Here is a 15,719-nt window from a genome sequence, read left to right on the forward strand (position 1 = left end):
CCCCATGACAGACACACATATCGAAACCCCAATCGTCGCCGTTGCTCCGGGCGATGGAATCGGCCCTGAAATCACTGATGCAGCATTGCGCGTTATAGAGGCTGCAGGCGCTCGTTTTGAAACGCTGCCGATCAAGCTGGGTGAGGAGCTTTACAAGAGCGGACACACTTCGGGCATTGGCCCCGATACGTGGAACGACTTGGCGCGCAGCCATGCGCTGTTCAAGGGGCCGATCACCACGCCGCTCGGCTCTGGCTATAAAAGTCTCAACGTTACCTTGCGCAAGACGCTGGGCCTGTTCGCCAATGTCCGGCCCTGCCGCTCGCTGCACCCTGCGGTCGCCACGCTGCATCCCGAGCTCGATATCGTCATCGTGCGCGAGAATGAGGAAGATCTCTATGCCGGCATCGAGCACCGCCAGACGCATGAAGTGTTCCAGACGCTGAAACTGGTCAGCCGTCCGGGAACCGAACGCATCATCCGCTACGCCTTTGACTATTGCCGCGCCAATGGCCGCAAAAAGCTGACATGCTTCACCAAATCGAACATCATGAAGCTGACCGATGGGTTGATGCAGAGCGTGTTTGAGGAGATCGGCAAAGACTATCCCGATATCGAGCAGGATCACATGATCATCGACATCGCCTCGGCGCGCCTTGCCGCGCGGCCGCAGGATTTCGACGTGATTGTCACCAGCAACCTGTATGGCGATATCGTCTCCGACATTGCCGCCGAATTGACCGGCTCAGTTGGCCTTGGCGCATCGGCGAATATCGGCGCAACACTCTCCATGTTCGAGGCGATCCATGGCTCTGCGCCGGATATTGCCGGGCAGAAGATCGCCAATCCTTCAGGCCTGATTCTGGCAGGGGTGATGATGATGAACCATCTCGGCCAGGGCGATGTTGCGAGCAAGGTGCATAATGCCTGGCTGCGCACTATCGAGGATGGACTGCACACCGGCGACATCTACAAGGAAGAAACCTCCAAGGCTCGTCTCGGCACACAGGAATTTGCCGATGCGGTGATTGAACGGCTGGGTTCTGCGCCGGAGCATTTTGCTGCGGTCGCCTATGGCGATGACAGCGCGGTGCAGATCACACCCTATGAGCGCCCCGCAGCGGAAGCGCTTGCCGAGCGCAAGCTGATCGGCGTTGATGTCTTTGTGATGAGCACGCAAATCCCGGAAGACCTGGCAGGCATGCTGCGCGGCGCGATCACCGGAGCGGAAACGCTGACCATGTTGACCAATCGCGGTATCAAGGTCTGGCCGGCGCACAATCCGGCAACCTTCTGCACCGATCACTGGCGCTGCCGTTTTCAGTTTGCCGGCGATGCTCCGGTGACCCTGCGCGCTATTGTTGATCTGCTCAGCCGCCTGGTCGACCATGGCGTTGAAGTGATCAAGACCGAGAATCTCTACGAATTTGATGGTGAGCCGGGCTATTCGCTGGGTCAAGGTCAGTAAGATATCCGGCCCGTTCAGCGATCGCTGGACGCGCATGGCCATGATCTGCTAGAGCGCGCTCAGCCAGAGGGCTGGACAGTCGCGTCAGGTGAAAATCTGCCGAGGAAAGTCCGGGCTCCACGAAACAAAGATGCCGGATAACGTCCGGCGGTCGTGCTTATGTGCGATCAGGGACAGTGCAACAGAAAGCAGGTCGCGCAGGCTTCGGTCCCGTGACAGTGAAAGGGTGCGGTAAGAGCGCACCGCGCGCGCCAGCAATGGCCGCGGCACGGTAAACCCCATCTGGAGCAAGACCAAATAGGGATGGCGCAGGCAGCGCATGCTGCCGGACGGTTTCGGGTCCATGCCATCCGGGTTGGTTGCTGGAGCGTATCAGCAATGATGCGCCAAGAGGAATGGCTGTCGAACCTGGTAACAGGGGAACAGAACCCGGCTTACAGGCCCTCTGGCTTTATTCATCGTCATTGCGAGGAGCGAAGCGACGCGGCAATCCAGTGCAGCAAGCGCAAGTGGCTCTGGATTGGTTGACCTTCGGTCGCCTGCGGCCCGCTTCGCTCGCAATGACGCTGCTTTTTCAATATCCGGAAGTGACGGAGATCAAGGAACCGCCGCCGCCGGAAGCCGCCAGCGCGCCGGGTGCGGGCTCTTGTGCAAGCACAAAGCCCAGCATCATCAGGCTGGAAAGCACCACAGAAAGGGTCAATTGGCGGCTCATTGGGTCACATATTCCTTATTGCTGCACTGCAATATATGTGTGCTGGTGCGGCAAACAATGGGTGTTCGACCAAGAACGCTGGCTGGCGACAAACGGCATTTGCAGTTTGATCCGCTTCTTGGGGTGGATATTCGCATCATCAGGGCTTAAATTGGGGCGATGGCAAGAACAGGCAGATCGGTTGACTGGGGCTTTCCCCGCTGGCGCGGCTATGGCGCTGCGCGCGAGGCAGAGTCCGTGCGGATCTGCGATCGCCATGGCTGTGAAGAGCCCGGAACATGCCCCGCGCCGAAATCGCCCAACAGCCCCGACCGCTGGTATTTCTGTGAGAAACATGCGGCGGAGTATAATCGCGGCTGGAACTATTTTGAGGGGCTGAACAAGGAAGAGGCCGCTGCCCGCGCCAAGGATGAGGCGCGTGATGCGGGCGGTTATTCGCAAGCCTCGCATTATGGCTGGGCCGGGTCAGGCGATGGCAGCCGCTCCGCCGATGAAATGCGCGCGCTGGAAGTGTTGGGCCTTGACCCGGACGCGGATTTTGCGGCGGTAAAGAAAGCCTATCGCCTGCTCGCCAAACAGAACCATCCCGACACCAATCCCGATGACAAGCAAGCGGCCGAGCGGTTTCAGGCGATCCAGCTGAGCTATCAGGTGTTGAAGTCCGCTGAAGAAAGGCGCGAATGGAAGCCGGAGTAGAGCGCCTAGGTTCCTCTCCCCGGCGGGGAGAGGTTAGGTGAGGGGGAGCGAGGCGAAGTCGAGCGTCCAAGCTATCAACATCGTGCACCCCCATCCAACCTTCCCCCTCAAGGGGGAAGGCTATGAAGCTTAACTTTTCGAAAACGTTCTAGCTCTAAACTCGAACCGGATTTACCCTGTCCTACAGGGTGCACTATTGGTATGATGGCTGCGATGCTTTTGTATTAGCATGAGATAGCATCGCTGCCTTTTCCAACATGATATCCAACAGCATCACGCATTTCTGCGCCTCGCGAGCGGAACTTTCGTAACCTTCGTCAAGCAAGGCTGACACTTTCCAACAGCGGTTGCGATCAAGTCCAACCCGCAATGGCGGGTATCAGGATCACTAGCACCAGCGCATTGCCCACGCCATGGATGACAATGCCGATCCAGATATTGCGATAGCGCTGTACCAGAAAGGGTATGATCAGGCTGACCGGCATCAGCGTCAGGACATTCCAGCGCATAAAGGCATGGACCAACAGGTTCCAGCACAGGCCATTGACCAGCCAGGCCCATTTGCCGAGATAGCGCTCTTGCAAGGGCAGGGCATAGCCTCTCCAAAGCAGCTCCTCGCCGCCGATATTGACCAGCAGCCAGCCCAGCCAGAACAGCACCAGCCACCAATTGCCCCGCACAGGGATGCCGAAAAAGGTGCTTAATCCTGTTTCGGGGGTGAAGCTGGGGTCAAACAGTTCGGGAATGATTTCGGGTGGCGCGAAAAGCGGGAATTGGGTCAAATAGGCACCTGTCGGCGAGAGCAGTATCTCGCTGGATTGGACGATGAACAGGCCAATGATGATCGCTATCCAATGCTTGCCTTCTATCGAATTCAGCCAGAACCGGTCACGAAAGGACTGCCTTAGCCCCTCGCGCTGGTGCCGCCAGACCGTCCAACCGAGCATCGCGACTATTGGCAGCCATAATGCGGCGCTCCAACTTACGATCAGGGTAATGCCACGAGCGCTTGCTGCGGGAACCCCGAACCATATTCCCAAGAGTATCGCGAGGCCCGGAATACCGAAGAACAGCAATGAGCGTGTAAGGCTCATTTATCCGGAGACATTCGCCAGAGAGGTAAAAGGCCGCAGGGAAGTGCGGGGCTCAAGGCTCAGCTTTCGTGGTAGCGCTGCGCCGTTTCGCGGATCAGTGCGATCATATTGGGGATGCCCTGGGTGCGGTTGGAGGAGAGCTGGTTTTTGAGATCAAACGGCTCGAGCGCCGCCGGAATATCGGTGTCGAGTATCTGTTGCGGCGAACCATCCTGCACCGTGGTCAGCACCAGCGCGATAATGCCCTTGGTGATCGCGGCGTTGCTGTCGGCCAGGAAGTGCAGATCGCCAGCATCGGTTCGGGTGGGATAGACCCAGACTGAGGCCGAACAGCCGCGCACCAGCGTCGCATCGGTTTTGAGCGCATCGGGCATAGGCTCGAGCGCGCGGCCCAGTTCGATCAACAGGCGATAGCGTTCATCACCATCGAGAAACGCATATTCTTCGACAATATCATCAAGGCTTGGCATAGCCGCGCGCTTAGCAATGTCTGAGAGTGTGGGGAAGGGGGTTAAAACATCCTCCCCATACATGGGGAGGGGGACCAGCCGGAGTCTTGGCGGAGGCTGGTGGAGGGGGCTATCAATCCGGCACTGCGCAAGTGGAAATCCCCCTCCGTCAGCGCTATGCGCTGCCACCTCCCCGTGAACGGGGAGGATTTTATGATCTACAGCTCCACGCCCGCCGCAATCGCTTCCAGCTTGCGCAGCCGCTCGCGCAGGTCGGCCAGTTCGATCCGGGCATTGGTATTGTGCGGGTCAAACTCCTCTGTCTCCTGCACTGGGCCTTGGCGCAATTCCATGCGCTTAAGCGCAATCCAGTCATTCCAGGCGCGCAGCGCGGAGGCCGCGAGAATGGTGATACCCAGCAGCGCGGCTGCGGTGACAATCAAGATGGTGTTAGGGTCCTGCATGGCGTTAATCCTTGGCGTTGCCTCTCATCAGTCCTTGCGTAAATCTTCAATTTCGCGCGCAAGCTCGCGCGATCCGCGGTCATCGGTAATCACCCGTTCGAGCACGGCGATGCGCTCTTTCAACTGCTTCACTTCCGTCTGCAGGGCTTTCGCCTCGCCACTGTCGGCGCGAAACTGATTGCCGTCCTCGTCTTCCAAAATGCCGTTCTGGGCGCGATAGCGTGCGCGCAATACCCCGGCGATCGAGACGATCAGAACAATACCAATCACCATTTCAAACGGATTCATCTGTCTTCCCTCATTCCTGTTATTCTTGCTTCGGCGATGCCGTTTAGTTCGGCGTCTGATCGCGCAACGCTTCGATATCCTGAGTCAGCCGGTGGCTGCTGTCGGTGACGATGCGCTCGACATTGGCGAGACGATCCTTGACCGAACCCAGCTCGGCGCGCAGTTCGGCATGTTCCTGAGTCAGCAGTTTGACGCGCTCGGCGGCTTGCTGGTCATTTTTCGGATAGACCGCCTGTCCCCAGGCACCATCCAGAGGATAGCCATTCTTAATCCGCAGCCACGTGGTAGCCACCCAACCGGCGACGCCAACGCTGACGAATATCGCGATAAAGGGGAAAATAGTCTGAATAACTTCGAGTTTATCGGCTTCCATGATTGGTTCTCCTCAGCGCAACTTGTCGATTTCATCGGACAGGCGGGCGGCACTGCTTTCCTTGTCAGTAGCAATACGTTCGAGGACGGAAATGCGCTCCTCCAACCGCGAGATTTTGCCGGTGAGCTGCTCATTTTCAGAAGTCAGCAATTCAACTTTGCGTTGAGAATCTAGGTCGGCCTTTTCGCTCTTGCCACCCCATTCATCCTCCAGCGGATAGCCATGGCGTGCGCGGATCCAGTTATTGACCAGCCAGCCAACGGTCATCACCGCTATAATTAACACAACAAATGATGGTCCACCCCATGACATGCTTGCTGTTCTCCCTTCTGATATTTTGCGTGCTCTACGGCCTTAGCGTAGCTGTTCGATTTCTTCTGAAAGGCGCCCGGTAGTGCCTTCGCGCTCGGTCGAGATACGCTCGACAACGCTGATCCGTTCTTCCAGGCGCATCATCGCCGAGAGCATCTTGTCCTGTTGGTTGATCAGATATGTGCGCTCCTGCTTTTCCGGAGCGCCGCCATTTTCCTCAACTGCGGCTCGCGCTTTTCTGCGGCCATAGAATTGGATGGCCAATGTGCCGAGAGTACCGATAAACGCACCCATGATCATGCCTACCAATACAAAGGGTTCGGGGTCCATTATAGTTATCCTTCTGCGATGCAGTTATTAACGTAGCCGCTCTATTTCTTCGGAGAGCTGGCGGTTATTGCTGGTGTAATACATTTCGACATCGGCGAGCCGACGGTCGATTTCGCGAAAGCGCGAGCGGACATCGCGGGCGGTGCGGGCCGGTGACTGGCGCACGCCCTGCCAGAATTTCTGTTCTTCATGGTCGACATAGAGCGCGCTCGGCTTTTTCTCGGTCACCATCGCCGCGACGATGTAAGCGACGATCAATGGCTGGAAAACGAACAGGGTGATACAGACAGCCGCGATACGAACCCAGGCCACGTCGATCCCGGTATAGTCGGCGATCCCGGCGCAAACGCCCGCCAGCTTGCCATTTTGCTTGTCGCGATAGAATTTCGTGCGGCGGCTCATTTGCGTGCCCTTTCCTCAAGGATTTGTTCAATACGACTGACGGAAGAATCTGCGTCCCGGCCTTTGGTCAGGTCTTCGAGGCGCTCATCCGGTCCGGTCAGGCGTTCCGGCTTCCAGTTAGGATTGTCGGCGCTGATGATACGCTCGACTGTGTCCATCCGATCATCAAGGCGGCGGGCCATGATGTGCAGTTCATCAAGCAGACCTTCATCCTCATTGGTGAGCGTCGCTGCGGTCTTCCACTTGGTAATATAATGGAAGATGATCCAGGGCAGGCCGATAAACAGCATGCCCACGACCATGATTGGTACCAAAATGTCTTCCATTATTTATTCCCCTTTGTCTTCAATTTCTCCGGCTGGTTTGCCCAGCGCCTTTTTCATCGCTTCAAGTTCCTCATCGACCTTGTCGCTTGATTCCAGTGCGGTGATCTGATCTTCCAGTGTTGGCGGTCCGCCATGGCCAAGAGCCAGTGCATCGGCTTCACCTTCGGCAACATCGGCGCGGCGCTCGAGCAGGTCGAAGCGTGAGAAGGCTTCCTGCACCTTGTCACCATTATACATGGTCTTCAGCTTGATGCGGTTCTCTGCACTTTCCAGACGCGACATGATCGTGGTCTGGCGGCTGCGGGCTTCGCGCAGCTTGTTCTGCAGATTGGCGATATCCTGTTCCGAAGCGCGCAGCGCGTCATCCAGAACCTTGATCTCGTGGCTCAGCTGTTCGGACATATCGCTGGCTTTCTTCTTCTCGACCAGCGCCGCACGGGCCAGATCCTCACGTCCCTTTGACAGTGCAAGCTGTGCTTTGTCGGCCCAATCGGCCTGCAACCTTTCCAGCTTGTCGATATGCCGGCGCATTTCCTTCTGGTCGGCAATGGTGCGCGCGGCTGACGCGCGGACTTCCACCAGTGTCTCCTCCATTTCGAGGATGATCATGCGGATCATCTTCGCCGGGTCTTCGGCGCGGTCCAGCATGTCGGTGACATTGGCGGCGATAATGTCGCGGGTTCGTGAAAAAATTCCCATATGTGCTACCTCCTGGGGTATAGAACAATTAAGCGGCCGGGACGGGGCAAGGGGTTAAACGTCCCGGCCGCCCTATTTCGTCAGGAAAAATACCTGACAGAAAAGACCTGACTGACATTAGTGCCAGTATCGGCGGCATCGTCAACCACAACCATCGGGCCGACGCTGCTGAGATACAGAGTGGCGAACAACAAAGCGGGTGCGACCATCCAACCCAATACAGTTGCCTTATTGGCGGGCTGGCTATCATCCATCTGGAAGTTCTGATCCTGTGCCATGTTCGTGTCTCCGTTCCCTCAAATTCTGTGTATCGAATTTGTGTTTCATTAAGCAGACAGCGTGCCAGTTTTTCTAAACTACTGATTTATATAGGATAAAGGAAATATCCGCGCATTCCCCATTGAAGAAGATGCGGTATATTGGCAAAATACACTAGAAGTTAGGAAAATATGCTGTATTACTAATATGCATCACATTGTCTGAGGGTAAAACATGGAGCGCGCAAACCAGTTTATCGGCGAGTCCGGAGCGTTTCTCGACGCGGTCGAGCGAGCGAGCCGTGCGGCTGCGCTCGATCGGCCGGTGCTTGTTATTGGCGAGCGTGGTACTGGTAAGGAGCTTATCGCCGAGCGTCTGCATCGCTTGAGTATGCGTTGGGACGGGCCGCTGGTGACGATGAACTGCGCGGCATTGCCTGAGACCCTTATTGAAGCAGAGCTGTTCGGCCATGAGGCAGGCGCGTTTACCGGCGCAACCAAGGCTAGGGTAGGGCGGTTTGAAGAGGCGGACAGCGGTACGCTGTTTCTTGATGAGCTCGGTACGCTCTCCATGGGCGCGCAGGAGCGGTTGTTGCGTGCGGTGGAATATGGCGAGGTGACGCGTATTGGTTCGTCTCGCCCGGTGACGGTCGATGTGCGTATTGTCGCGGCGACTAATGAAAACCTGCCCAAGCTGGTCGAAGAGCATCGTTTCCGTGCTGACTTGTTAGACCGGCTGTCTTTTGAAGTTGTGACCTTGCCACCGCTACGCGCGCGGGAAGGCGATATTCCCATTCTCGCCGATTATTTTGGCCGCCGCATGGGAACAGAGCTGGGCTGGGATATGTGGCCCGGCTTTGGCGATTTAGCATTGGAAGCAATGCAACGTTATGGCTGGCCCGGCAATGTGCGTGAGCTGCGCAATGTCGTCGAGCGCGCGGTCTATCGCTGGGACGATGCGACGCGGCCGGTCGACCATATTGTCTTCGATCCGTTTGAATCGCCATGGAAGCCACGAGGCGAGGCGGCGGCATCGCAAAATGGCGACCCGATTGTTTCCCCAGCGCCCACGCCCGCCCCGGCACCGCAGCCGCAAAGCGAAGCACTACCGGCACCCAATGGCGAGGCGCAGGCAATGCAGCCGGTGTTGCAGATGGACAATGTCGGTAATCTCAAAACCGCCGTGGAAGATTATGAGCGGACGATACTCCAGCATGCGCTGGCGCGTCACCGCTATAACCAGCGCCAGACGGCCAAAGCGCTGGACCTGAGTTACGACCAACTGCGCCATGCGCTGAAAAAGCATGATTTATTGGGGTGATGTCGCTTATCGTCATTGCGAGGAGCGCAGCGACGCGGCAATCCAGAGCAGGTGCGTGTGGCCCTGGATTGCTTCGCTGCGCTCGCAATGACGAAGGAAGAGTATTTCGAGATACCCCATTGTCAGACCGCACCATAGCGTCTATATACTAGGCAATTCCGACATCGTAAGCGATTGGGACGTTGGCGCCGCAAGGGGCCGACCTTCATCGCTTATGGGCATATATTTGAGGGTATTTTGGCGCAGCAGATCGCTGACATTGCAGAGCTGACAAAGCTGATCGAGCCGGAGGTGCAAGCCTTGGGTTTCGAGCTGGTGCGCATCAAATTCATCGGCGCGGATGAGGAATTCAGCCTGCAGATCATGGCCGAGCGCCCCGAAACCGGGCAGCTGGTTATTGAGGATTGCGCTGATCTCTCCCGCCGCATCTCGGACAAGTTTGATGCGCTGGAAGAGGCAGGCGAAGACCCGATTGGCGTGCCCTATCGGCTGGAAATCAGCTCTCCGGGTATTGATCGCCCGCTAACGCGCCTTGCCGATTTTGACAAATGGGCCGGGCATGAAGCGCGCGTCCGCGTGATCGATCCGGTACAGGGCCGCAAACAGATGAAGGGCGTGCTTGTCGGGCTGATCGATGACGAGATTGCCGTCAATGATCACAAATTCGGACGGCTCAGCACGCCGTTTGAAAATGTGGACAACGCAAAATTGCTGTTGACCGATGCGCTTATTGCGGCCACCGCGCCGCTGGACATCAGTGACGCAGAAATTGAAACCGAAGCTTACACCGAAACTGAAACTGACACAGAAGAACAGGAAGACTGATCATGGCTGATGCCATTTCCGCCAACAAGGCCGAGCTGCTTGCGATTGCCAATTCCGTTTCATCGGAGAAGATGATCGACAAGACCATCGTCATCGAGGCGATTGAGGAAGCGATCCAGCGCGCGGCACGTGCCCGCTATGGTGCCGAGAATGACATTCGCGCCAAGCTCGACCCCAATACCGGCGATCTGCGCCTATGGCGTGTCGTCGAGGTGGTCGAAGAGGTTGATGACTATTTCAAGCAGGTCGACCTGAAAGGCGCACAGAAGCTTGAAAAGGACGCCAAGCTGGGCGACTTTATTGTCGATCCGCTGCCCGCCGTTGATCTCGGCCGTATCGATGCGCAGCAGGCCAAGCAGGTGATCTTCCAGAAGGTCCGCGATGCCGAGCGCGAGCGTCAGTTTGAGGAATTCAAGGATCGCGCAGGTGAGATTATCACCGGCGTCGTCAAGTCGGTCGAATTTGGCCATGTCATCGTTAATCTGGGCCGTGCCGATGGTGTGATCCGCCGTGACCAGCAAATCCCGCGCGAAGTTGTCCGCGTTGGCGACCGGGTTCGCGCGCTGATTATGAAAGTGGTGCGCGAAAATCGTGGCCATCAGATTTATCTCAGCCGCTCGCACCCCGATTTCATGCGCCGCCTGTTCGCGCAGGAAGTGCCGGAGATTTATGACGGCATCATCGAGATCAAGGCCGCTGCACGTGACCCGGGTAGCCGCGCCAAGATCGGCGTGATCAGCCATGACGGTTCGATTGATCCGGTCGGTGCCTGTGTCGGCATGAAGGGCAGCCGGGTGCAGGCGGTTGTGCAGGAGATGCAGGGCGAAAAGATCGACATCATCCCCTGGTCTGAAGATACCGCAACCTTCATCGTCAACGCCTTGCAGCCGGCGACCGTCAGCCGTGTGGTGATTGACGAAGAAGAGGGCCGCATCGAGGTGGTTGTTCCCGATGATCAGCTGTCGCTCGCCATTGGCCGTCGCGGTCAGAATGTGCGTCTCGCCTCGCAGCTCACCGATGCCGCGATCGACATTATGACCGAGGAAGAGTCGAGCGAGAAGCGCCAGAAGGAATTCACCGAGCGCTCTGCCATGTTCGAAGCCGAACTCGACGTTGATGAAACGCTGTCACAACTGCTGGTGGCCGAAGGCTTTAGCGAGCTGGAAGAAGTCGCCTATGTTGCACCGGAAGAGCTTTCGGGCATTGAAGGGTTTGACGAGGAACTGGCCGCCGAATTGCAGAGCCGCGCCGCCGAGGCGCTGGAGCGCAAGGAAGCAGCAGCCCGCGACAAGCGGCGCGAATTGGGCGTTGAAGATGCGCTCGCCGAGATCGTCCATCTCAACGAGCAGATGCTGGTGACGCTGGGCGAAGGTGGCATCAAGACGCTCGATGATCTGGCTGATCTCGCCACCGATGAACTCATCGCCAAGAAGCGCGCGGACAATCGCCGCCGCGACAATCGTCGCGGTGAAGAGGTTGTCGGTGTTCTCGGCGAATATGGCCTGACTGAAGAGCAGGGCAATGAGATCATCATGGCCGCACGTGCGCACTGGTTCGATGACGAAGACGCACCGGCTGCTGAATCGGCTCAGGCCGAAGGGGAGGTCGCTGATGCGGAAACTCCCCAATGAGACGGCGCAAGCTCCTGTAAGGCGGTGCATTTTAACGGGTGAGCGTGCTGAAAACAGCGCGCTGATCCGTCTTGCTCTCGGCCCGGACAACCAGGTTGCTCCGGATGTCCATGCCCGTGCCCCCGGTCGCGGTGCCTGGGTGATGCCTTCTGCCACGCTGATTGACAACGCGGTGCAGGGCAATCGGCTGGTTCCGGCTCTGAAGCGTGCCTATAAGGTCGGCGAGGTCGATATCGGCGACAATCTGGTGCAGCGCATCGACGATGCCTTGAGCCGCGCTTTGCTCGACCGGTTGGGTCTGGAAGCGCGCGGTGGCAGCCTGCTCACCGGCGCGCAAAAGGTCGAAACCGCAGCGCGCAGTGGCGAGGTTGTCCTGCTGCTCCATGCCAGCGATGCGCGCGACAATGGCCGCGCTTCGCTCGATCAGGCATGGCGCGTAGGCACGGGACAGGAAGGCAGCGGAAAAGCGGGCATTATCTTGCCACTGGACCGCGACGCCTTATCTGTGGCATTGGGGCGCGAAAATGTGGTGCATATCGCGCTGACCGATGATCGTGCCGCGGATCGGGTGCGCACCATAGTTTTCCGTCTGTTGCAGTTTCGCGGAATGGCCGTTCCGGCAGAAGGAACTGCTTCCGGCGGCGATGCTTCCCATGACCGGAAGCATGAAGACATAGTGATGAAGGGTTAAGTCTGTTCCATGAGTGATAATCAAGAAAACAAGCCAAAGCTGGGCCGCAAACCGCTGGGACTGAAGCGGTCGGTCGAGTCTGGCGAAGTGAAGCAGACGTTCAGCCATGGCCGCACCAACAAGGTTGTGGTTGAGGTCAAGCGCAAGAAGCTGGTCGGCAAGCCGGGTGCCAAGCCCGAGCCTGCGCCCGCACCCGCGCCTGCACCGGCTGAAGCCGAGAAACCTGCGCCCAAGCCAGCGCCTGCGAAAAAGGCCAAGCCTGCCGCCGATGAGGTGATGAGCCGCAAGGAAAAGCAGGAAAAACTGCTGCGTGAGGCGGAAGAAGCGCGTCTGGCAGCGCTCGAAGATGCGCGCCGTCGTGAAGCAGATGAAAAGGCCAAACAGGCCGAAGACGAAAAGCAGCGTGCCGAGCAGAACCGCAAGGCCGAAGCCGAGGCTGCCAAAGCCAAGCAGGCCGAAGCTGAGGCTGCGGCACAAGAAAGTGCTGAACCTGCCGCCGAAGAGGCTGCGCCAACCGAGGCGAAATCTTCCGGTCCTGCACCGCGCAAATTCACTCCGGTGACGCCCGCCAAGCGGCCTGAGCCGAAAAAGCCTGCGCCCAAACCGAGCCGTGACCGTAAGGAACGGCGCCAGTCGGGCAAGCTCACCGTCAATCGCGCATTGAGCGATGGCGATGGCGGCGCGCGTGCGCGTTCGCTGGCTGCGCTGAAACGTGCGCGTGAAAAAGAAAAGCGTGCGCAAATGTCGGGCCAGCCGCGCGAGGCACAGCCAAAACAGTCGCGCGAAGTGGTGGTTCCTGAAGCCATCACGGTGCAGGAACTGGCCAACCGTATGGCCGAAAAAGGCGCGGATCTGGTCAAGTCGCTGTTCAAAATGGGCTCTATGGTCACGGTCAACCAGACCATCGATCAAGACACCGCCGAATTGCTGGTCGAGGAATTCGGCCACAAGATCAAACGCGTCAGCGAGTCCGATGTCGAGATCGACACCGAGGCTGATGTCGATCCCGATGAGTCGCTGAAGCCCCGTGCGCCGGTGGTCACCATTATGGGGCATGTCGATCACGGCAAGACCTCGCTGCTCGACGCGCTGCGCGGCACCGATGTCGTGGCCGGAGAGGCTGGCGGCATTACCCAGCATATCGGCGCCTATCAGGTGAAGGTGAAGTCGGGTGAGAAAATCACCTTCCTCGACACGCCGGGCCACGCCGCCTTCTCGGAAATGCGGGCGCGTGGTGCCAATGTCACCGATATTGTGATCATCGTGGTCGCCGCCGATGACGGCCTGATGCCGCAGACGATCGAGGCGATCAACCACACCAAGGCATCGGGCGCGCCGATGATCATTGCGATCAACAAGATCGACAAAAATGGCGCAGAGCCAGACAATGTCCGCAACCGCCTGCTTGAGCATGAGGTGATTGTCGAGAAGCTTTCCGGCGATGTGCAGGATATCGAGGTTTCGGCGCTTAAAGGCACCAATCTCGACAAGCTGATCGAGGCGATCAACCTGCAGGCGGAACTGCTGGAACTCAAAGCCAACCCCGATCGCGCCGCTGAAGGCGTGGTAATCGAAGCGAAACTCGACAAGGGCCGTGGTCCGGTTGCGACGGTTTTGGTTGAGCGTGGTACGCTGAAGCGTGGCGATACCTTTGTGGTCGGCGAGCATGCGGGCAAGGTCCGCGCGCTGATCGACGATAAGGGCAAGCAGGTGAAAGAAGCTGGTCCGTCACTGCCGGTTGAGGTTCTCGGCCTGTCCGGCGTTCCGGGTGCGGGTGACAAGCTCACCGTGGTCGAAAATGACGCACGTGCGCGCGAAGTCGCCGAATATCGTAAGCAAAAAGCGCTGGAACAACGCACCGCCATGGCGCCGGCCTCGCTCGACAATATGTTCTCCGCAATGAGCGACAAGGCGGTGGAATATCCGGTTGTTGTCAAAGCCGATGTGCAGGGCTCTGTCGAAGCGATTATCGGCAGCCTCAACAATATCTCGACCGATGACATCAAGGCACGGGTGCTGCACTCGGGCGTCGGTGGTATCACTGAGTCTGATGTGACGCTGGCCAAGGCTTCGAACGCGCCGATTATCGGTTTCAATGTCCGCGCCAATGCCAAGGCGCGCGAAATCGCGCAGCGTGATGGCGTACGCTTCAAATATTTCGATGTGATCTATGATCTGATCGAGGATATCAAAGGCGAGATGGCCGGCGAGCTTGGCCCCGAGCGGATCGAGACGATTGTCGGTCAGGCAGAAGTCAAAGAGGTCTTCCCTGCAGGCAAGAAGGACAAGGCCGCCGGTCTTTTGGTCCTCGATGGCGTTATCAAAAAGGGCCATCACGCCCGTCTTACCCGCGACGATGTTATCGTCTCGGCCACCACCATCGCCTCGCTGCGTCGCTTCAAGGACAATGTCGACGAGGTCCGTTCGGGTCTCGAATGCGGTGTGGTTCTGGAAGACACCAACGATATCAAGCCGGGCGACACGCTGGAGGTATTCGACGTCGAGATGAAGGAACGGGTGCTCTGATAGGGGGCGGTAATGGCTGAACAGCGGATACTGACTTCGCCCTCATCAGAGTTGATGGGGGTGCAGTCGACCAAGTTTGACCGCGAGAGCGGCGTTGCGACCATGCATTTCGATGTGCCGCAAGTCTTTGCCAGCCCGCGTGGCTTTGTCCAGGGCGGCCTGATTGGCGGCTTTCTCGACGAGGTGATGGGCGCGGCGGTGTTCGGTGAGAGCGAGGGCAAGCGGCTGCCGCTCAATCTCGATATGAATATGAGCTATCTGAAACCTGTTCCTATCGGCCCGCTGGTGGCCAAGGGGAAAGTGGTCAAAATGGGCCGCAATGTCGCGTTTATCGAGGGCGAATTGCTCGATGCAGAAGGCAACAAACTCACCCGCGCGACGACCACGGCGATGCTGACGGAAATACCCGATGGCCAAATTTAACGACAGCTCGCCTGAAGGCCGTTCAGTCCGTGTTTTGCGCGTCGGCGAGCAGGTGCGGCATGTGCTGTCCGAATTGCTGATGTGTGGTGAGGTGCATGATGAACTGCTCACGGCGACACATATCGCGATTACCGAAGTGCGGATGACGCCCGACCTGCGCAACGCCACAGTCTATGTCAAACCGCTGCTCGGCAAGGATGAGGACGCGATCCTCAAAGCCTTGCGCACCAATACTGCCTTTTTCCAGCGCGAGGTCGCATCGCGGGTGCGAACCAAATATGCGGCGAAGCTGAAATTCGTTGCTGATGACAGCTTTGATGAAGCGAGCCGGGTTGAGGAATTGCTCAATGATCCCAAGGTTGCGCGGGATTTGGGTGGGGAAGACTGAGGCCCAAGGCTGGAAAGCGGGCATTTATTGTCTATCGTCAT

21 protein-coding genes and 1 other RNA gene are annotated in these 15,719 nt (G+C 58.0%); 10 read left to right on the forward strand and 12 right to left on the reverse strand.

Annotated features, from left to right (window positions below):
* Nucleotides 1-4: 4 nt before the first annotated feature.
* Together RB602_RS07060 and rnpB are read left to right on the forward strand one after the other, a co-directional pair.
* Complete coding sequence (locus RB602_RS07060; RefSeq protein WP_317084186.1) at nucleotides 5-1,468, forward strand: NADP-dependent isocitrate dehydrogenase; 1,464 nt, start codon at nucleotides 5-7, stop codon at nucleotides 1,466-1,468.
* Between the two features lie 63 nt (nucleotides 1,469-1,531).
* Nucleotides 1,532-1,921, forward strand: an RNA gene (gene rnpB, locus RB602_RS07065) — RNase P RNA component class A.
* A 121-nt stretch (nucleotides 1,922-2,042) separates the two neighbouring features.
* Here rnpB and RB602_RS07070 read toward each other — a convergent pair.
* Complete coding sequence (locus RB602_RS07070; RefSeq protein ID WP_317084187.1) at nucleotides 2,043-2,183, reverse strand: hypothetical protein; 141 nt, start codon at nucleotides 2,181-2,183, stop codon at nucleotides 2,043-2,045.
* A gap of 159 nt (nucleotides 2,184-2,342) precedes the next feature.
* Between RB602_RS07070 and RB602_RS07075 the strand changes: the two genes are divergently transcribed.
* A complete protein-coding gene (locus RB602_RS07075; protein WP_317084188.1) occupies nucleotides 2,343-2,879 on the forward strand; it encodes a J domain-containing protein in 537 nt (178 codons plus the stop codon).
* 353 nt (nucleotides 2,880-3,232) lie between these two features.
* Here RB602_RS07075 and RB602_RS07080 read toward each other — a convergent pair whose 3' ends face one another.
* The 11 genes from RB602_RS07080 to RB602_RS07130 all read right to left on the reverse strand — a co-directional run bounded on the left by RB602_RS07080 (nucleotide 3,233) and on the right by RB602_RS07130 (nucleotide 7,894).
* Nucleotides 3,233-3,973 carry a CPBP family intramembrane glutamic endopeptidase gene (locus tag RB602_RS07080; RefSeq protein WP_317084190.1) on the reverse strand — a complete coding sequence of 247 codons (741 nt, stop codon included), beginning with the start codon at nucleotides 3,971-3,973 and terminating at the stop codon, nucleotides 3,233-3,235.
* Nucleotides 3,974-4,032: 59 nt separating this feature from the next.
* Complete coding sequence (locus RB602_RS07085) at nucleotides 4,033-4,443, reverse strand: SufE family protein (protein ID WP_317084191.1); 411 nt, start codon at nucleotides 4,441-4,443, stop codon at nucleotides 4,033-4,035.
* Nucleotides 4,444-4,640: 197 nt separating this feature from the next.
* Complete coding sequence (locus RB602_RS07090) at nucleotides 4,641-4,886, reverse strand: hypothetical protein (RefSeq protein ID WP_317084192.1); 246 nt, start codon at nucleotides 4,884-4,886, stop codon at nucleotides 4,641-4,643.
* Between the two features lie 27 nt (nucleotides 4,887-4,913).
* Nucleotides 4,914-5,174, reverse strand: a complete 261-nt coding sequence (locus RB602_RS07095) for a hypothetical protein (RefSeq protein ID WP_317084194.1) — start codon at nucleotides 5,172-5,174, stop codon at nucleotides 4,914-4,916.
* Between the two features lie 43 nt (nucleotides 5,175-5,217).
* Nucleotides 5,218-5,547 (reverse strand): hypothetical protein, encoded by a 330-nt coding sequence (locus RB602_RS07100; RefSeq protein ID WP_317084195.1) that lies wholly within the window; start codon nucleotides 5,545-5,547, stop codon nucleotides 5,218-5,220.
* 12 nt (nucleotides 5,548-5,559) lie between these two features.
* Nucleotides 5,560-5,859, reverse strand: a complete 300-nt coding sequence (locus RB602_RS07105; RefSeq protein WP_317084197.1) for a hypothetical protein — start codon at nucleotides 5,857-5,859, stop codon at nucleotides 5,560-5,562.
* Nucleotides 5,860-5,901: 42 nt separating this feature from the next.
* Nucleotides 5,902-6,189, reverse strand: coding sequence for a hypothetical protein (locus tag RB602_RS07110; protein ID WP_317084200.1), 288 nt, complete (start codon nucleotides 6,187-6,189; stop codon nucleotides 5,902-5,904).
* Between the two features lie 27 nt (nucleotides 6,190-6,216).
* Nucleotides 6,217-6,591 (reverse strand): envelope stress response membrane protein PspC, encoded by a 375-nt coding sequence (gene pspC / locus RB602_RS07115; RefSeq protein ID WP_317084202.1) that lies wholly within the window; start codon nucleotides 6,589-6,591, stop codon nucleotides 6,217-6,219.
* The gene (gene pspB, locus RB602_RS07120) at nucleotides 6,588-6,917 is read right to left on the reverse strand and encodes an envelope stress response membrane protein PspB (protein ID WP_317084205.1); all 330 of its coding nucleotides are present in this window, start codon (nucleotides 6,915-6,917) and stop codon (nucleotides 6,588-6,590) included. The genes pspC and pspB overlap by 4 nt, the downstream gene beginning before the upstream one ends.
* Before the next feature lie 3 nt (nucleotides 6,918-6,920).
* A complete protein-coding gene (pspA, locus tag RB602_RS07125) occupies nucleotides 6,921-7,616 on the reverse strand; it encodes a phage shock protein PspA (RefSeq protein ID WP_317084207.1) in 696 nt (231 codons plus the stop codon).
* A gap of 80 nt (nucleotides 7,617-7,696) precedes the next feature.
* The gene (locus RB602_RS07130) at nucleotides 7,697-7,894 is read right to left on the reverse strand and encodes a hypothetical protein (RefSeq protein WP_317084210.1); all 198 of its coding nucleotides are present in this window, start codon (nucleotides 7,892-7,894) and stop codon (nucleotides 7,697-7,699) included.
* A 214-nt stretch (nucleotides 7,895-8,108) separates the two neighbouring features.
* Between RB602_RS07130 and pspF the strand changes: the two genes are divergently transcribed.
* From pspF to rbfA, 7 genes are all read left to right on the forward strand, one after another.
* Complete coding sequence (gene pspF, locus RB602_RS07135) at nucleotides 8,109-9,194, forward strand: phage shock protein operon transcriptional activator (RefSeq protein WP_317084211.1); 1,086 nt, start codon at nucleotides 8,109-8,111, stop codon at nucleotides 9,192-9,194.
* Between the two features lie 249 nt (nucleotides 9,195-9,443).
* Nucleotides 9,444-10,019, forward strand: a complete 576-nt coding sequence (gene rimP / locus RB602_RS07140; protein ID WP_317084449.1) for a ribosome maturation protein RimP — start codon at nucleotides 9,444-9,446, stop codon at nucleotides 10,017-10,019.
* Nucleotides 10,020-10,021: 2 nt separating this feature from the next.
* Entirely contained in the window at nucleotides 10,022-11,650 is a 1,629-nt protein-coding gene (nusA, locus tag RB602_RS07145; RefSeq protein WP_317084212.1) for a transcription termination factor NusA, read from the forward strand.
* Entirely contained in the window at nucleotides 11,631-12,341 is a 711-nt protein-coding gene (locus RB602_RS07150; protein WP_317084214.1) for a DUF448 domain-containing protein, read from the forward strand. Before nusA ends, RB602_RS07150 begins: the two co-directional genes overlap by 20 nt.
* A 9-nt stretch (nucleotides 12,342-12,350) precedes the next feature.
* On the forward strand, nucleotides 12,351-14,867 hold the full coding sequence (gene infB / locus RB602_RS07155; protein ID WP_317084216.1) for a translation initiation factor IF-2: 2,517 nt from the start codon (nucleotides 12,351-12,353) through the stop codon (nucleotides 14,865-14,867).
* Nucleotides 14,868-14,879: 12 nt separating this feature from the next.
* Nucleotides 14,880-15,290 carry a PaaI family thioesterase gene (locus RB602_RS07160; protein ID WP_317084217.1) on the forward strand — a complete coding sequence of 137 codons (411 nt, stop codon included), beginning with the start codon at nucleotides 14,880-14,882 and terminating at the stop codon, nucleotides 15,288-15,290.
* Nucleotides 15,277-15,678 carry a 30S ribosome-binding factor RbfA gene (gene rbfA / locus RB602_RS07165; protein ID WP_317084219.1) on the forward strand — a complete coding sequence of 134 codons (402 nt, stop codon included), beginning with the start codon at nucleotides 15,277-15,279 and terminating at the stop codon, nucleotides 15,676-15,678. Before RB602_RS07160 ends, rbfA begins: the two co-directional genes overlap by 14 nt.
* Nucleotides 15,679-15,719 lie beyond the last annotated feature (41 nt).

Origin of the sequence: Parasphingorhabdus sp. SCSIO 66989 (assembly GCF_032852305.1) — a bacterium.
Lineage (GTDB): Bacteria > Pseudomonadota > Alphaproteobacteria > Sphingomonadales > Sphingomonadaceae > Alterisphingorhabdus > Alterisphingorhabdus coralli.

Bases quoted from the DNA above. Each gene is read 5' to 3' on its own strand.
- RB602_RS07070 (WP_317084187.1), bottom strand. From the start codon at position 2,183: ATGAGCCGCCAATTGACCCTTTCTGTGGTGCTTTCCAGCCTGATGATG.
- rbfA (WP_317084219.1), top strand. From the start codon at position 15,277: ATGGCCAAATTTAACGACAGCTCGCCTGAAGGCCGTTCAGTCCGTGTT.
- pspC (WP_317084202.1), bottom strand. From the start codon at position 6,591: ATGAGCCGCCGCACGAAATTCTATCGCGACAAGCAAAATGGCAAGCTG.
- RB602_RS07100 (WP_317084195.1), bottom strand. From the start codon at position 5,547: ATGGAAGCCGATAAACTCGAAGTTATTCAGACTATTTTCCCCTTTATC.
- pspB (WP_317084205.1), bottom strand. From the start codon at position 6,917: ATGGAAGACATTTTGGTACCAATCATGGTCGTGGGCATGCTGTTTATC.
- nusA (WP_317084212.1), top strand. From the start codon at position 10,022: ATGGCTGATGCCATTTCCGCCAACAAGGCCGAGCTGCTTGCGATTGCC.
- RB602_RS07105 (WP_317084197.1), bottom strand. From the start codon at position 5,859: ATGTCATGGGGTGGACCATCATTTGTTGTGTTAATTATAGCGGTGATG.
- RB602_RS07160 (WP_317084217.1), top strand. From the start codon at position 14,880: ATGGCTGAACAGCGGATACTGACTTCGCCCTCATCAGAGTTGATGGGG.
- RB602_RS07090 (WP_317084192.1), bottom strand. From the start codon at position 4,886: ATGCAGGACCCTAACACCATCTTGATTGTCACCGCAGCCGCGCTGCTG.
- infB (WP_317084216.1), top strand. From the start codon at position 12,351: ATGAGTGATAATCAAGAAAACAAGCCAAAGCTGGGCCGCAAACCGCTG.
- RB602_RS07110 (WP_317084200.1), bottom strand. From the start codon at position 6,189: ATGGACCCCGAACCCTTTGTATTGGTAGGCATGATCATGGGTGCGTTT.
- pspA (WP_317084207.1), bottom strand. From the start codon at position 7,616: ATGGGAATTTTTTCACGAACCCGCGACATTATCGCCGCCAATGTCACC.
- RB602_RS07075 (WP_317084188.1), top strand. From the start codon at position 2,343: ATGGCAAGAACAGGCAGATCGGTTGACTGGGGCTTTCCCCGCTGGCGC.
- RB602_RS07095 (WP_317084194.1), bottom strand. From the start codon at position 5,174: ATGAATCCGTTTGAAATGGTGATTGGTATTGTTCTGATCGTCTCGATC.
- RB602_RS07150 (WP_317084214.1), top strand. From the start codon at position 11,631: ATGCGGAAACTCCCCAATGAGACGGCGCAAGCTCCTGTAAGGCGGTGC.
- RB602_RS07130 (WP_317084210.1), bottom strand. From the start codon at position 7,894: ATGGCACAGGATCAGAACTTCCAGATGGATGATAGCCAGCCCGCCAAT.
- RB602_RS07085 (WP_317084191.1), bottom strand. From the start codon at position 4,443: ATGCCAAGCCTTGATGATATTGTCGAAGAATATGCGTTTCTCGATGGT.
- RB602_RS07080 (WP_317084190.1), bottom strand. From the start codon at position 3,973: ATGAGCCTTACACGCTCATTGCTGTTCTTCGGTATTCCGGGCCTCGCG.
- pspF (WP_317084211.1), top strand. From the start codon at position 8,109: ATGGAGCGCGCAAACCAGTTTATCGGCGAGTCCGGAGCGTTTCTCGAC.
- RB602_RS07060 (WP_317084186.1), top strand. From the start codon at position 5: ATGACAGACACACATATCGAAACCCCAATCGTCGCCGTTGCTCCGGGC.